Here is a 14,837-nt window from a genome sequence, read left to right as displayed (position 1 = left end):
TTTATGATTGAAAAGCCTGACGGGTAGTGAAAAAATGACATTGCGTCTTGAACGTGTTAAAATACTTCTGAAAAGGCAAGACTAATTATATATAGAGAAATGAGGTTGGTGGCATGAGTCTGGTACCAATGGTTGTGGAATCGACGAATCGAGGAGAGCGCTCATACGACATCTACTCCCGATTGCTCAAGGACCGCATCATTTTCCTGAGCAACGCGATTGATGATGATGTTGCCAATCTGGTTATTGCCCAATTGCTTTTTCTGGCAGCCGAGGACCCTGAAAAGGACATCCACTTGTACATCAATTCACCCGGTGGTTCTGTGACAGCCGGCATGGGTATATATGATACGATGCAATATATCAAGCCAGATGTTTCTACAATTTGCGTAGGGATGGCAGCCAGTATGGGATCGCTGCTGTTAACGGCCGGGGCACCGGGCAAAAGATATGCGCTTGAAAACAGCGAGGTCATGATTCATCAACCGCTTGGCGGCGTTCAAGGTCAGGCGTCGGATATTTGGATTCACGCAGACTGGATTCTCAAGACGAGACAGAAGCTGAATCAAATTTATGTAGATCGCACCGGACAGCCCCTTGAAAAAATCGAGCGCGATACGGATCGCGACAATTTCATGAGCGCGGAGGAAGCAAAGGCTTATGGCCTGATTGACGAGGTTCTGGCTTCACCGATCAAATCCTAAGGGGTGGTTAAATGTTTAAGTTTAATGATGAAAAAGGACAGCTGAAGTGCTCCTTCTGCGGCAAATCGCAGGAACAGGTGCGTAAGCTTGTCGCCGGACCAGGCGTTTATATATGTGACGAATGCATCGAATTGTGCACGGAAATCGTGGAAGAAGAGCTCGGTCATGAGGAGGAGCTGGATCTGAAGGATATTCCAAAGCCGAAGGATATCCGGGACATTCTCGACCAGTATGTTATTGGCCAGGAACAAGCCAAGAAATCGCTGTCCGTGGCGGTGTACAATCACTACAAACGGATCAACAGCCAAAGCAAGATTGAAGACGTTGAACTGACGAAGAGCAATATTTTGCTGCTCGGTCCGACCGGTTCGGGTAAGACGCTGCTGGCCCAGACCTTGGCCAAGATCATCAATGTGCCGTTTGCGATTGCCGATGCCACTTCTTTGACCGAAGCCGGTTATGTCGGTGAAGACGTCGAGAATATTTTGCTGAAGCTGATCCAGGCTGCGGATTATGACGTGGAAAAAGCGGAACGCGGCATCATTTACATCGACGAGATCGATAAAGTGGCCCGCAAATCCGAGAACCCGTCGATTACCCGCGACGTTTCCGGCGAAGGTGTTCAGCAGGCCCTGCTGAAGATTCTCGAAGGAACGGTCGCTTCGGTGCCGCCGCAGGGCGGACGGAAGCATCCGCATCAGGAATTTATTCAAATTGATACAACCAACATTCTGTTCATTGTCGGTGGTGCTTTTGACGGACTCGAACAGCTTATCAAGCGCCGTGTGGGCAAGAAGGTTATCGGCTTCAACGCATCCGAAGGCGGCCAGAAGGATCTCAAGGCGGGCGAATACCTGTCAATGGTTCTGCCGGAGGATCTGCTGAAATTTGGTCTGATTCCCGAGTTCGTCGGCCGTTTGCCGGTCATCTCAACTCTGGAGCCGCTTGACGAGAAGACGCTGGTACGCATCCTTTCCGAACCGAAGAATGCACTCACGAAACAGTACGCCAAACTGCTGGAAATGGACAATGTGTCGCTGAAATTCGAGCCGCAGGCGCTTGAGGCCATCGCCAAGGAAGCGATCAAGCGGAATACCGGGGCTCGCGGACTTCGCGCCATTATCGAGAGCATTATGCTGGATGTCATGTACGAAGTGCCTTCCCGCGACGACATCAAGGATTGTGTCATTACTGAGAAGGTTGTTCAGGAGAAGGCGCTGCCTGATCTGAATCTCAAGAAAGACAAGAAACAAGAAGAAAGTGCGTAAATATGAAGAGGCGATAGGACCCTCCACTTAAGGAGAGCCTAACGTTTCTGGTATTGCGGACTCACAATATTAGCCTGACGTCTCCACCTTCTTCCGCCCCCGTCTGTTTTAGCGGGAGCCGAGGGGGTGGAGCTTTGGCGTTATGGGGGAAGAAACCATGTTTCTCAGACATCAGACGCGTCCCGTTAATGTAGGCGGGATCACAATTGGCGGAAACAATGAGGTTGTCATCCAGAGCATGTGTACGACCAAGACGGCAGATGTGGAAGCCACGGTAGCCGAGATTCTTCGGCTGGAGGAAGCGGGCTGTCAGGTGGTGCGCGTCACGGTCAATAACGAGGAAGCGGCTGCGGCCATCAAGGAAATCAAGCAGCGGATTCATATTCCGCTCGTGGCGGATATTCATTTCAATTACAAGCTGGCTCTGCAAGCGATTGAAAACGGAATCGACAAGGTGCGGATTAACCCTGGCAATATCGGTCGGCGCGAGAAAGTGGAGGCGGTTGTCCAAGCCTGTAAGGATAAGGGGATTCCGATTCGCATCGGCGTCAATGCCGGTTCGCTGGAGAATCACCTTCTGGAGAAGTACGGCTATCCGACTCCGGACGCGATGGTGGAAAGCGCTTTGTACCATATCGGCATTTTGGAAGAGCTGGACTTTCACGACATTATCGTGTCCTTGAAAGCGTCGGACGTACCGATGGCCATTGAAGCCTACCGCAAGGCGGCTGAAGTCATTCCTTACCCGCTGCATCTGGGCATTACCGAATCGGGCACGCTGTTCGCCGGTACAGTTAAGAGCTCGGCGGGGATCGGCGCCCTGCTCTCCATGGGCATCGGCAGCACCGTGCGGATTTCGCTCAGCGCCGATCCGGTCGAGGAGGTCAAAGTGGCGCGCGAGCTGCTGAAGACCTTTGGACTGATTGCGAATGCGGCGACGCTCATTTCCTGTCCGACCTGCGGACGGCTGGATATTGATCTGTTCTCCATTGCCAATGAAGTCGAGGAGTATATTTCCAAGCTCAAAGTGCCGATCAAGGTATCGGTGCTGGGCTGTGCGGTGAACGGTCCCGGTGAAGCGAGGGAGGCCGACATCGGCATTGCCGGAGCGCGGGGCGAAGGTCTGCTGTTCCGATACGGAGAGATGATCCGTAAAGTTCCGGAGGAGGATTTGCTCTCCGAGCTGAAGAAAGAAATCGACGCGATTGTCGTCCATTACGAAGCCACCGGGGAAATTCCCGGCCGCAAGGCACACCACGAGTCCGTCACAGGGACGGGGAAATAATTTTACATCATACGGCTGCGGCTTCTCCCGGTACGGGAGGGGCTGCTTTTTTATCCGCTGCATGGACCCGGTTCCTTCACGTTGTCTTACCTTAAATCCTTCTAATGGCGTTTAGCCCTTACGGAAAAGGCTATACTACCTAGTAGCAGAGTGAATGAAAGGGAGGATGACTTATGGAACTGAGTCTATTGCTGATGGTCGTGCAGCTATTTTTCGCGCTGGTCATCGGCGTTTACTTTTGGAATTTGCTGCGGGGACAAAAGACGAACAAGACGGCGGTCGAGCGGGAATCGCGCAAGGAGCTGGAGAAGCTGCGGAAGATGCGGGCCATCTCGCTGACCAAGCCGCTGTCCGAGAAGACGCGCCCGGCTTCGATCAAGGATATCGTCGGACAGAAGGACGGCCTTCGGGCGCTGAAGGCGGCGCTGTGCAGCGCCAACCCCCAGCACGTCATCATTTACGGCCCGCCAGGGGTGGGCAAGACGGCGGCAGCCCGGGTGGTATTGGAGGAAGCGAAGAAGAATCCGCTCTCTCCCTTTAAAACGGATTCCAAATTTACGGAAATCGATGCGACGACGGCGCGTTTTGACGAGCGGGGCATCGCCGATCCGCTGATCGGCTCGGTGCATGATCCGATCTACCAGGGAGCCGGAGCGATGGGCGTGGCGGGTGTGCCTCAACCCAAGCCGGGGGCGGTAACGAAGGCTCATGGCGGTATTCTGTTCCTGGATGAAATCGGGGAACTGCATCCGATTCAGATGAATAAGCTGCTTAAAGTCCTGGAGGACCGCAAGGTACTGCTGGAGAGCGCCTATTACAACTCCGAGGACGGGAATACGCCGGCGTATATCCACGATATTTTTCAAAATGGCCTTCCCGCCGATTTCCGGCTGGTTGGGGCCACAACGCGCTCGCCCCAGGAGATCCCTCCAGCGATCCGGTCGCGCTGCATGGAGATTTATTTCCGGCCCCTGCTGCCGGATGAAATCTCGGTCATCGCCAGCGACGCGATTCAGAAAATCGGGCTGAAGCCTAGCCCGGAAGCCGTGTCCGTCATCCAGCAGTACGCCACGAACGGACGGGAGGCGGTCAATATGATTCAGCTCGCGGCCGGGCTTGCGCTTACGGAGAATCGCGACAGCTTGAGCGCCGCCGATGTGGAATGGGTGGCAAGCAGCAGCCAGCTGCCGCTTCGTACCGAACGCAAGATTCCTTCGAAGCCGCAGGTAGGCGTGGTGAACGGGCTGGCGGTCTACGGACCGGGCATGGGAACGCTGCTGGAAATCGAAGTCTCGGCGGCCCCCGCCTTTAACGGTACCGGCAGACTGAATGTTACCGGCGTTGTCGACGAAGAGGAAATCGGCGGCGGCTCGCGCACGATCCGCCGCAAGAGCATGGCGAAGGGCTCGGTTGAGAATGTGCTGACCGTCCTGCGGAAAATGGAGCTATCGCCGGATCAATACGATATCCACGTGAACTTTCCCGGCGGTACGCCGATTGACGGACCTTCCGCCGGCGTGGCGATGGCGGTCGCGATTGTGTCGGCAATCCGCGGCCTTCCGGTGGACAATACGGTGGCCATGACGGGAGAAATCGGCCTTCACGGCAGAGTCAAGCCGGTCGGCGGCGTTATTGCCAAGGTCGAAGCCGCCCTGCAGGCCGGGGCCACTACGGTGCTCGTGCCCAAGGACAACTGGCAGTCGCTGTTCGCCGATCTGTCTCCTCTCCGCGTCATTCCGATCGAGACGGTGGAAGAAGCCTTCCACCTGGTGTTCGGCGCTCATTTGGAAGAGATTCGTCTGCCCGCCGTTGCCGGCGAGACCTTTGCCGCATCTCCGTCGCTGCTGAAGGCGGATGCGTCAGGAGAAAGCGCCAATCTGTAATGCCGTCCGGGCGGGTTACCCGGTCAAAGTGCCGCGGACCCGCCTTTTCTGCGCCAACCGGCCGCTCCAATGCGGCCCGTTGGTTTTTTGATGCCGCTTTTGTTAAAATATAAAAACAACGATATGACACACACGAGAGCGATTGGAGGTCCGAAAGCGATGGTATCCAAACAGACAAAAGGTCGTCGTTTTCCTTTATTGCCGCTCAGAGGTCTTCTAGTGTATCCCAGCATGGTCCTCCATCTGGATGTGGGTCGCGAGAAGTCAGTTAAAGCGCTGGAAAAAGCGATGGTAGAAGATAATTTGATCCTCCTCTGTTCACAATCCGAGGTCAATATTGAAGAGCCGGGTCAGGAAGATATTTTTCGGGTCGGTACGGTTGCGAATGTACGGCAAATGCTGAAGCTGCCCAATGGCACCATAAGGGTCCTTGTGGAGGGCGTCGAACGCGCCGAGATCATCAACTATACCGATAATGAAGAGTATTACGAGGTGTTCGCGCGTGAGCTGCCCGAGCAGCCGGATACGGATCCGGAGAGCGACGCTCTGATGCGTACGGTGCTGAACCAGTTCGAACATTATATTACCTTATCCAAAAAAGTAACGCCGGAAACGCTCGCTGCCGTGTCGGATATCGAAGAGCCAGGACGTCTTGCCGATGTGATCACGAGCCATCTTGCGCTGAAGATCAAGGAGAAGCAGGAGATCCTGGAAACGATCGACGTCCGCAAGCGTCTGGAGAAACTGCTGGATATTTTGGGCAATGAACGCGAAGTGCTGGAGCTTGAACGTAAGATCAACCAGCGCGTCAAGAAGCAGATGGAAAAGACGCAGAAAGAATACTATTTGCGTGAGCAAATGAAGGCGATCCAGAAGGAGCTTGGCGACAAGGAAGGCCGGGCCGGCGAAGCCGAGGAGCTCCGTGCCCAGGTTGAGGAGAAGAATTTGCCTGACCGGGTCCGGGAGAAGATCGACAAGGAAATCGATCGGCTCGAGAAAATGCCCGCAAGCTCCGCGGAAGGCGGCGTCATCCGCAACTATGTGGAAATGCTGCTCAGCCTACCCTGGAACGAATGGACCGAGGACGATCTGGATATCGCCAAGGCCGAGCAGGTGCTGGACGAAGACCACTACGGGCTGGATAAGCCGAAAGAGCGGGTGCTGGAATATCTGGCCGTTCAGAAGCTTGTCAAAAAGCTGAAAGGTCCAATCCTCTGTCTCGTCGGACCGCCCGGGGTCGGCAAAACGTCGCTGGCAAGGTCGATCGCCCGTTCCCTGAACCGCAAGTTCGTCCGCATCTCCCTTGGCGGCGTGCGCGATGAAGCGGAAATCCGCGGCCACCGCCGCACATATGTCGGGGCAATGCCCGGACGGATCATTCAGGGCATGAAGACGGCAGGTTCGCTCAATCCTGTCTTCCTGCTTGACGAGATCGACAAGATGGCCTCCGATTTCCGCGGCGATCCTTCCGCGGCATTGCTGGAGGTTCTCGACCCGGAACAGAATAATACGTTCAGCGATCATTTTGTGGAGATTCCGTTTGACTTGTCGAACGTCATGTTCGTGACCACGGCCAATGCCGTGCACAACATCCCGCGCCCGCTGCTTGACCGGATGGAGATGCTGTACATTCCCGGCTATACGGAGCTGGAGAAGCTGCAAATCGCGGGGCGCTATCTTCTGCCAAAGCAGACGAAGAATCACGGCCTGGAGGACGGCCAGCTGACGATTGAGGAAGGCACGCTGCTCCGCGTCATCCGCGAATATACGCGGGAATCCGGCGTCCGGAACCTGGAGCAGCAGGTTGCCGCGCTGTGCCGGAAGGCTGCAAAGCAGATTGTATCCGGCGAGAAGGAGAAGGTCAGCATTTTCCCCGACGACATCAAGGATTACCTGGGAACAGCCAAATACCGTTACGGTATGGCGGAACTCGAAGACCAGATCGGTACGGTTACCGGCCTGGCCTGGACCGAGGTGGGCGGAGACACGCTGCTGATTGAAGTAACGGTCGTGCCGGGAAGCGGCAAGCTCATCCTGACCGGCCAGCTGGGTGATGTGATGAAGGAGTCGGCGCAGGCCGCATTCAGCTATACGCGCTCGAAGGCGGAAGAGCTTGGCATCCCGTTCGATTTTTACGAGAAGAACGATATTCATATTCACATTCCCGAAGGCGCGATTCCAAAGGATGGACCGTCGGCAGGCATTACCATAGCTACGGCGCTCGTATCCGCCCTCACCAAACGTCAAGTCTCGAAGGATGTAGCGATGACAGGCGAAATTACGCTTCGCGGCCGGGTGCTGCCGATCGGCGGGCTGAAGGAGAAATCGCTGGCCGCCCACCGCGCCGGCTACAAAAAAATCCTGCTCCCCAAAGACAACGAGCGGGATCTGAAAGAAATTCCGGAGAGCGTGAAGAACGACGTGGAATTCGTTCCGGTCTCCCATATGGATCAGGTGCTGCGCCACGCGCTTGTTGAGCAAGCGGCGAAGGCCGCGGATCAAGCCGTCCAAAGTTTGCAATAGGTTTTTAGAAAGGAAGTCCAATGAAAGTAACCAAAGCCGAGTTTGTCATCAGCGCCGTCGGCCCGAGCCAGTACCCTGAAGACGCCTTGCCGGAGATTGCTCTGGCAGGGCGCTCCAATGTCGGGAAGTCGTCCCTGATCAACCGAATGATCAGCCGCAAGAATCTGGCTCGCACCAGCTCCACGCCGGGCAAGACGCAGCACATGAACTATTACCGCATTAATGATTCCTTGTATTATGTCGATTTTCCCGGTTACGGTTATGCCAAAGTGTCCAAGGTCCAACGTGCGGCCTGGGGCAAGATGGTGGAGAAATATTTGGCCGAACGCGAGACCCTCAAGCTCGTGCTGCTCGTGCTCGACCTGCGCCACCCGCCGACAGCCGATGACCGGATGATGTACGAATGGTTGAAGCACTATGATATCCCCATGTGCGTCGTCGCGACCAAAGCGGACAAAATTCCGAAGACCCGGCTGCCGAGGCATATCAAGATTATGAAAGAAGCGCTCGGGGTGCTTCCAGGCGAAAGCTTTATTCCATTTTCTTCGGAACTTGGTCTTGGAAAAGATGAGCTGTGGGCGTTGATCGAGAGCCAGATTGCCCCGGAAGAAGGGGAAATAGAGACGGATCCGGACACCGCTAATTAAACAGCCAAAGGCAGATGATAACAAGCAATCATTTCCAAGTGAAATGGTTGTTTTTTTTATTCTATACACTAAAAATTTTAAGAGAAAGGACCGATAGATAGAATATGATCGATATTCATAGTCACATCCTGCCTTTCGCAGATGATGGCGCATCCGATTGGGGAGAAGCACTTGCCATGGCCCGGGATGCCCATAAGGACGGTATTCATACCGTTGTCGCCACCCCTCATCATGCTAATGGCCAATATTTGAATCCGGCAGATAGCGTTATGGCTGGGGTGGAGAAAATCAACGAGAAACTCCGTCAGGAGGGCATCCCGCTGAACGTTCTTCCAGGCCAGGAGATTCGGGTTTACGGTAATCTGCTTGATGATCTGGAGAGTGGAATAGTCTTGCCGCTGGCTTCCTCGCGTTATATTTTACTGGAGATGCCTTCATCAAGGGTGCCAAGCCGAATGGAAGAGCTATGCCATGAGCTGGTCATTCAAGGCTACGTGCCTGTTATTGCTCACCCGGAACGCAATGCCGAGATTGCCGCCCATCCGGAACGTCTGCAAAGACTGGTAGAATTGGGGGCCCTTGGACAGCTGACGGCGCAGAGTCTGACCGGCGTATTTGGAGGGAAGGTGCAGAAGCTGTCGCTGGACTTATGCCGCCGAAACACCATTCATGTAGTGGCTTCGGATGCCCACAACGGAGGATCTAGGTCTTTTGGACTGAGTGAGGCCTATCAGGTGACTGACAGACTATTGGGAGAGGAGACATCAGAGTATTTTCGCATGAATGTGCAGAAAATTGTCGGTAATTTACCGATAGATCAGAGAATTGTTGAGAACACAGGAAAAAAACGTCATAAATTCTTCGGATTATTTTTCCGAAAAGGCTAACCAAATTTTTCATATAATGATAGAATAAGAGTCACGGCTTTGTTAATTTTTGCACAAATAGGTACAAGGCACTGGGATTTATCAAATTTATATACATAAGAGGTGGATGAAAGTGACATTGAAGAAGAAATTGGCCGTATCGACCCTTGCGGTAAGCATGGCGGCAGCAACAGTGGCGGGACTTCCGCTTAATGGTAAAGGATTGGCTCAACAACTGGGATTTGTTAACGTGGCTTCCGCTGCAACGACAGTAACCAACGCACAACTGAAAACCAAGCTTGCTACGCTTTTTGCTAACTTGCAACCCGCCGACTGGGTCAAAATTGGAGCCTTTTACAATGATGTTAATGCTCTTTCTCAGTCGAAATACGAGGGAATCTTTGCTCCAATCCTGGGTAAACTTCAGCTTAGCGATACGCAAACTACAACTTCGTACAAATTGTTCCAAAGCGCTACCAGCGTGGTTTATGATGTCTATCAAGGTGACTTTGCTGCGATTAACAGAATTCAGACAAATGCCGATTATACGAACCTGCTGAATACAATTGCTGCCAAGGCTAAAGTGGATGACCTGAGCTTTGATGATTTCTTGGAATTCTTCTTTGGAACATCCGGTGTTGAAGCCGAACTTCGTGATCTTCTAAAGGGCAAAACGCAAAGCGAACTGCAAGCCATTATTAATGATCCTTCCGCTTCCGAAACTCTGTTTGAACAAGCCTATAACAAGGTTCTGAACCATGCGACCGGCTCCCAGAAGGCAACAACGGTAAGCCAAGCGGTTTATAACCTTGATATTACTCCGACGAATGTGAAGACTGCGCTCTACAATCTGGCCGTTGAAGTCCCTTCCGCAAAACCGGCTGCACAAGCGCTGGCACAGGCTTATATCCGGGCATTCGGTCTCGGCATTGCTGATCCTGGTACTTCATACGTACCATCTCCTGGTGTAACTCCACCATCCACCGATGTATCCGTATTCGACGCTTCCAAGCTCGTTACCATAACTAACGGCAAAGCGACTGTGGCCCTGGTTGACGCCGATGTGATCAAAGCGATTCAGGCACTTGCCGCTTCCAAAAAAGGAACCACACTGACTATTAACCTTGGTACGGTGAATGCAACAACGGTCGAGGTTCCTATCTCCAAAGCAATTATCGATGCGGCCAAAGCTAACGGTATTGCCAATATCGCGATTACCTTTAACGGTGTGACTATTACCATTCCAGTGTCCCAGTTTGACGCAGCCGTGACATTGACCGTTACCAAAGCCGATCCTTCTGTTGCGACTTCCGTTACTTCCTTGAAGCTGGCTTCCGATGTATATGAATTCGGTCTGACGGTTGGCGGTGTTCCGACAACGACATTTAAACAACCGATCACGATCAAGCTCCCGCTTAAGAATACGGATGGACTGGATAAAGAGCTATTGTCCGTAACGAAAATTGTATACGGAAAACTCCAGTTCCAAGGCGGCGTACTTGACGGTGAATTCATCGTCGAGCCCCGGGACACTTTCTCTTCTTACGTTGTTGTAGAAAATAAAGTATCCTTCAGCGACATTGCTAATGTACAAAGCTGGGCTGGAAGACAAATTCAGGTTATTGCTGCAAAAGGCGCGATTGAAGGCGTAGGCGGCGGCAAATTCGCTCCGAAGAAGGGCGTTACCCGGGCCGAGTTCGCGAAAATGCTCATCCGTGCGCTGAACCTGGAGAACAGCTTGGCTGTTAGCACCTTTGGCGATGTGAAGAAGACCGACTGGTTCGCACCATATGTTGCTGTTGCAGCAGAGAAGGGCATCATTAACGGACGCGGCGCTTCGAAGTTCGATCCGAACGCCACGATTACACGGGCCGAAATGGCAACGATGATTTCCCGGGCGCTCAAATCTGTTAATAATCTGAAGGACAGCGGAACTACTGCTACGGCGCTCAGCGTCTTCTCGGACTCCGCGAAGATTAGTCCTTCGCTTAAGGATGGAGTTGCGTTTGCAGCTAGCAAAGGTCTGATTATCGGCAACGCCGGTAAATTCAACCCGAATAGCACAGCTACGCGGGCGGAAGCGGCAGTCATCATTTACCGTACAATCAATTTCAAATAAAGCTTATCGTGCCTCCTCTCATGAAGGTGAGAGGAGGCACTTTTAAAGAAGAACAAAACACTTAGAACAAGCTATCTGTTTCTACGAGAAATGGTTGCCGCTACCAAAGGAAGGGACAGGCGTTTCTCGTAGAAATAAGGCTTGAAATTTCAAGAAGAGCTTGGAGGGAGCTATACGTGTTATCACAAGAATTGGATCTTCGCGACTATTTCCGGATCATTCGGAAGCGGTTGTGGCTGATCGTCGGAATTGTAATTATAGTGTGCGGAATCGCCGGAATATACAGCGTATATATCAAGCAACCGGTATATGAGGCTTCAACCAAGATTATTGTCAATCAGACACCTAACCAAACGGCGGTTGCCCAACTGGATCTCAATCAAATCAACACGAATATCCAATTGATCAACACGTATAAGGAAATCATTAAGACTCCGGCCATTTTGGATATTGTCGCAAGCAAGTATCCGCAGTTCAATCTGACGACGGATGAGCTTATGAAGAAGGTCAATGTTAGCTCGGTCAACAACACACAGGTAATGACCCTGGTAGTCCGGGATACTTCCTATTCAAAAGCCGCTGAAGTCGTTAACGCTATTTCGCTTATTTTTAAGCAAGAAATTCCAAGTTTATTCAACGTGCAGAATGTATCTATCCTTAACGAAGCCAAAGTGAATCCCGAGCAAGCTCCGGGTCCAGTGGAACCGAATGTCCTGCTGAATTTGGCTATCGCTTTTGTCGTATCCTTGATGATCGGTTTGGGGATTGCCTTCCTGCTGGAATATATGGATGACACGCTCAAGACTGAAGCGGATATTGAGCAAGTGCTCGGACTGCCAACCTTGGCGATGATTACGCGAGTGGGAGCGGAGGAAGCAAGAGCGGGAGAGCCGGTCTCGGCAGCTCAAATCAGAAAGACGGGGGAGCTTGAACATGTCACAGCAGCAAAGTAAACAACGTCATTTGATTACGGTCACCAATCCTCGTTCCACCGTCTCGGAAGCGTTCCGGGGGCTTCGGACCAATATTGATTTTTCTTCGGTCGATGAGAAAATTCAGGTCATTATGGTTACCTCGTCAGGGCCGGAGGAAGGGAAATCGACTGTTACCGCTAACCTTGCTGCCGCCTACGCACAAGCGGACAAGAAGGTCGTGCTCATTGACGCGGATATGCGCAAGCCGACCGGACATCGAACCTTTTCGCTCAGCAACCGGTATGGACTGTCCTCTCTGCTATCGCAGCAGGCGAATTTGGATGAGGTTATTCAGGAATCGGAAGTTCCTAATTTGTCGATCATTACCTCGGGGCCGGTTCCGCCTAATCCCGCCGAAATGCTTGCATCCAATCGGATGACTGCAACTCTGCAGGAGCTAAGACAACGTTTTGATATCGTTCTTATCGATACTCCGCCTTTGCTCGCCGTTACGGACGCTCAAATTATGGCTTCCAAGAGTGACGGAGTGATAATGGTTGTCAGTTACGGCAAAGTCAAACGAGATATTGCCATAAAAGCCAAAGCAGGATTGGACCGGGTGGGAGCTCGTATGCTTGGCGTGGTTATGAACAATGTAAAGCGTAAAGCCAGTGAAGGCTACTATTACTATTATTACGGCAATTAACCGCAGGTTGAAACAGGCTTTAATATTCATCATATGTTATTTTTCGGAGGCACTGAAAATGACTGTGAACAAAAGGTTTATCCTATTATTCATGATCGATCTGATCATCGTGTGGTTTAGTATTGAAACCTCCTATCTTCTGCGGTTCTACGGAGATATTCCTGATAATTATTCCCGCCAAATGCTGCAATACTGCTTGATTTCTTCGTTTACCTTTGGAGGCAGTCTGTATTACTTCGGCTTGTACCGAAGAATATGGAAATACGCGAGTATTGGCGAGATTGTCGCCATTCTTAAAGCTATTCTTGTCGGAGCAATATTGTCATATGTCTTTTCTTTGCTGCTGTTCGATGAACGTCTTCCGCTTGGAGTAGAGGCCCGGGTAATCGAAACGATTCTGCTGCTGGTTGGGGGGACCCGCTTTCTCTGGAGAGTAGTCGTTCATAAGGAACGAAACGGACGCCAAGCAGATCGAAATCGCGCGCTGATTGTAGGGGCTGGAGACTGCGGAACGCTGATAGCGAAGGAGATGAAGAGTGCCTCTTTTGCTCATACCCAACTGGTTGGATTCATTGATGACAATCCATACAAATTACGGATGTCCATATTGGGCGTTCCGGTGCTGGGGAACCGGCATTCCATACCGCGTATTGTGACTGAACAGGAAATCAATGAAATTATTATAGCGATGCCCTCAGTATCCCGTACGGAAATATCGGAGATTATCGGCCTTGCCAAGCAGACCGGCATCAAGCTGAAGATTATTCCGGCTATTAATGACTTAATTACCGGCAAGGTTTCGGTTAAACGGGCGCGCGATGTTAGTGTAGAAGATTTGCTGGGACGTGAACCCATTGTCGAGGATCTGAACAGTATTTTGGGTTACGTGCATAACAAAGTAGTTCTGGTCACCGGTGCCGGAGGTTCCATCGGTTCGGAGCTATGCCGCCAGGTCGCCAGATTTATGCCGGACAAGCTGCTGCTGCTCGGGCACGGGGAGAACAGCATTTACAACATTCAAATGGAGCTTCGAAAAAGCTTTCCGAACCTGAATCTCGTTCCGATCATCGCCGATATTCAGGACCGCTCCCGGATGATGGATGTATTTCGTGCTCATCATCCGCAGGTCGTTTTTCACGCGGCAGCTCACAAGCATGTACCGCTTATGGAGGGGAATCCTTCCGAAGCGATCAAGAATAATGTTTTTGGCACCCGCAATGTAGCGGACTGCGCGAATGAATTCGGAACGGATCGCTTCGTCATGATCTCCTCGGACAAGGCCGTTAACCCGACGAGCGTGATGGGTGCTACGAAGCGGATTGCTGAAATGTATGTTCAGAGTCTGAATACGATGAGCAGGACTAAATTCTCAGCCGTGCGTTTCGGCAATGTCCTGGGCAGCCGGGGAAGCGTCGTGCCTGTGTTCAAACAGCAGATTGCAGAGGGCGGACCGGTTACCGTTACCCATCCCGAGATGGTCCGGTACTTCATGACCATTCCTGAGGCGGTGCAGCTTGTGATTCAGGCGGGAGCCATTGCCGAAGGCGGCGAAGTTTTTGTGCTGGATATGGGTAAACCGGTGAAGATTTTGACGCTGGCCGAAGATTTGATTACCTTATCCGGTTACGAGCCTTACAAGGATATCCCGATCACCTTTAGCGGCATTCGCGAAGGCGAGAAGCTGTACGAAGAACTGCTTACGGCAGAAGAGAATTTGGGATCAACGCAGCATGACCGGATATTTATCGGCAGACCGGCTGTCTTAACGGCTAGTCAGTTGGATCTTGAATTTAAACGTCTGGAGCGTGCCCTTACGGAGAGCAATACGGCTACAGTCCGGGAGATTATCAATCAGATCGTGCCCATGATGCCTGTTGCCAAGGCGGCCATCAGTTAATTCAACAAGCTAACGGAGGATTACA

11 protein-coding genes are annotated in these 14,837 nt (G+C 52.1%); all 11 read left to right on the top strand.

Translation table 11 applies throughout. The annotated features are described in order from the left end of the window. The first annotated feature begins 113 nt into the window (after positions 1–113). The 11 genes from clpP to G5B47_RS14340 all read left to right on the top strand — a co-directional run bounded on the left by clpP (position 114) and on the right by G5B47_RS14340 (position 14,812). The gene (clpP, locus tag G5B47_RS14390) at positions 114–704 is read left to right on the top strand and encodes an ATP-dependent Clp endopeptidase proteolytic subunit ClpP (RefSeq protein ID WP_165099285.1); all 591 of its coding nucleotides are present in this window, start codon (positions 114–116) and stop codon (positions 702–704) included. 11 nt (positions 705–715) lie between these two features. Beyond that, positions 716–1,972: an ATP-dependent protease ATP-binding subunit ClpX gene (gene clpX, locus G5B47_RS14385; protein ID WP_165099283.1), complete on the top strand. Its 1,257-nt coding sequence runs from the start codon at positions 716–718 to the stop codon at positions 1,970–1,972. A 157-nt stretch (positions 1,973–2,129) separates the two neighbouring features. Continuing rightward, entirely contained in the window at positions 2,130–3,257 is a 1,128-nt protein-coding gene (ispG, locus tag G5B47_RS14380) for a flavodoxin-dependent (E)-4-hydroxy-3-methylbut-2-enyl-diphosphate synthase (protein WP_025336090.1), read from the top strand. A 173-nt stretch (positions 3,258–3,430) separates the two neighbouring features. After that, positions 3,431–5,140 carry an ATP-dependent protease LonB gene (gene lonB / locus G5B47_RS14375; protein WP_165099280.1) on the top strand — a complete coding sequence of 570 codons (1,710 nt, stop codon included), beginning with the start codon at positions 3,431–3,433 and terminating at the stop codon, positions 5,138–5,140. Positions 5,141–5,299: 159 nt separating this feature from the next. Further along, positions 5,300–7,663 (top strand): endopeptidase La, encoded by a 2,364-nt coding sequence (lon, locus tag G5B47_RS14370; RefSeq protein ID WP_165099277.1) that lies wholly within the window; start codon positions 5,300–5,302, stop codon positions 7,661–7,663. Positions 7,664–7,683: 20 nt separating this feature from the next. After that, positions 7,684–8,310, top strand: a complete 627-nt coding sequence (yihA, locus tag G5B47_RS14365) for a ribosome biogenesis GTP-binding protein YihA/YsxC (protein ID WP_165099275.1) — start codon at positions 7,684–7,686, stop codon at positions 8,308–8,310. Between the two features lie 104 nt (positions 8,311–8,414). Next, entirely contained in the window at positions 8,415–9,197 is a 783-nt protein-coding gene (locus G5B47_RS14360; RefSeq protein ID WP_165099273.1) for a tyrosine-protein phosphatase, read from the top strand. Positions 9,198–9,303: 106 nt separating this feature from the next. After that, the gene (locus G5B47_RS14355) at positions 9,304–11,295 is read left to right on the top strand and encodes an S-layer homology domain-containing protein (RefSeq protein ID WP_165099271.1); all 1,992 of its coding nucleotides are present in this window, start codon (positions 9,304–9,306) and stop codon (positions 11,293–11,295) included. 176 nt (positions 11,296–11,471) lie between these two features. After that, positions 11,472–12,248: a YveK family protein gene (locus tag G5B47_RS14350; RefSeq protein WP_165099269.1), complete on the top strand. Its 777-nt coding sequence runs from the start codon at positions 11,472–11,474 to the stop codon at positions 12,246–12,248. After that, positions 12,229–12,915, top strand: a complete 687-nt coding sequence (locus G5B47_RS14345; protein WP_165099267.1) for a CpsD/CapB family tyrosine-protein kinase — start codon at positions 12,229–12,231, stop codon at positions 12,913–12,915. The genes G5B47_RS14350 and G5B47_RS14345 overlap by 20 nt, the downstream gene beginning before the upstream one ends. 58 nt (positions 12,916–12,973) lie before the next feature. Beyond that, complete coding sequence (locus G5B47_RS14340) at positions 12,974–14,812, top strand: polysaccharide biosynthesis protein (protein ID WP_165099266.1); 1,839 nt, start codon at positions 12,974–12,976, stop codon at positions 14,810–14,812. Positions 14,813–14,837 lie beyond the last annotated feature (25 nt).

It is taken from the genome of Paenibacillus apii (genome assembly GCF_011043685.1).
GTDB classification, from domain to species: Bacteria; Bacillota; Bacilli; order Paenibacillales; family Paenibacillaceae; genus Paenibacillus_AQ; species Paenibacillus_AQ sabinae.
Note: the sequence above shows the minus strand (reverse complement) of the source record. Positions and strands in the feature narration are given on the sequence as shown.

Excerpts from the sequence above, each read along its gene's own strand:
- G5B47_RS14355 (WP_165099271.1), top strand. The coding sequence starts at position 9,304 with ATGAAAGTGACATTGAAGAAGAAATTGGCCGTATCGACCCTTGCGGTA.
- G5B47_RS14360 (WP_165099273.1), top strand. The coding sequence starts at position 8,415 with ATGATCGATATTCATAGTCACATCCTGCCTTTCGCAGATGATGGCGCA.
- clpX (WP_165099283.1), top strand. The coding sequence starts at position 716 with ATGTTTAAGTTTAATGATGAAAAAGGACAGCTGAAGTGCTCCTTCTGC.
- G5B47_RS14340 (WP_165099266.1), top strand. The coding sequence starts at position 12,974 with ATGACTGTGAACAAAAGGTTTATCCTATTATTCATGATCGATCTGATC.
- yihA (WP_165099275.1), top strand. The coding sequence starts at position 7,684 with ATGAAAGTAACCAAAGCCGAGTTTGTCATCAGCGCCGTCGGCCCGAGC.
- G5B47_RS14345 (WP_165099267.1), top strand. The coding sequence starts at position 12,229 with ATGTCACAGCAGCAAAGTAAACAACGTCATTTGATTACGGTCACCAAT.
- ispG (WP_025336090.1), top strand. The coding sequence starts at position 2,130 with ATGTTTCTCAGACATCAGACGCGTCCCGTTAATGTAGGCGGGATCACA.
- clpP (WP_165099285.1), top strand. The coding sequence starts at position 114 with ATGAGTCTGGTACCAATGGTTGTGGAATCGACGAATCGAGGAGAGCGC.
- lonB (WP_165099280.1), top strand. The coding sequence starts at position 3,431 with ATGGAACTGAGTCTATTGCTGATGGTCGTGCAGCTATTTTTCGCGCTG.
- lon (WP_165099277.1), top strand. The coding sequence starts at position 5,300 with ATGGTATCCAAACAGACAAAAGGTCGTCGTTTTCCTTTATTGCCGCTC.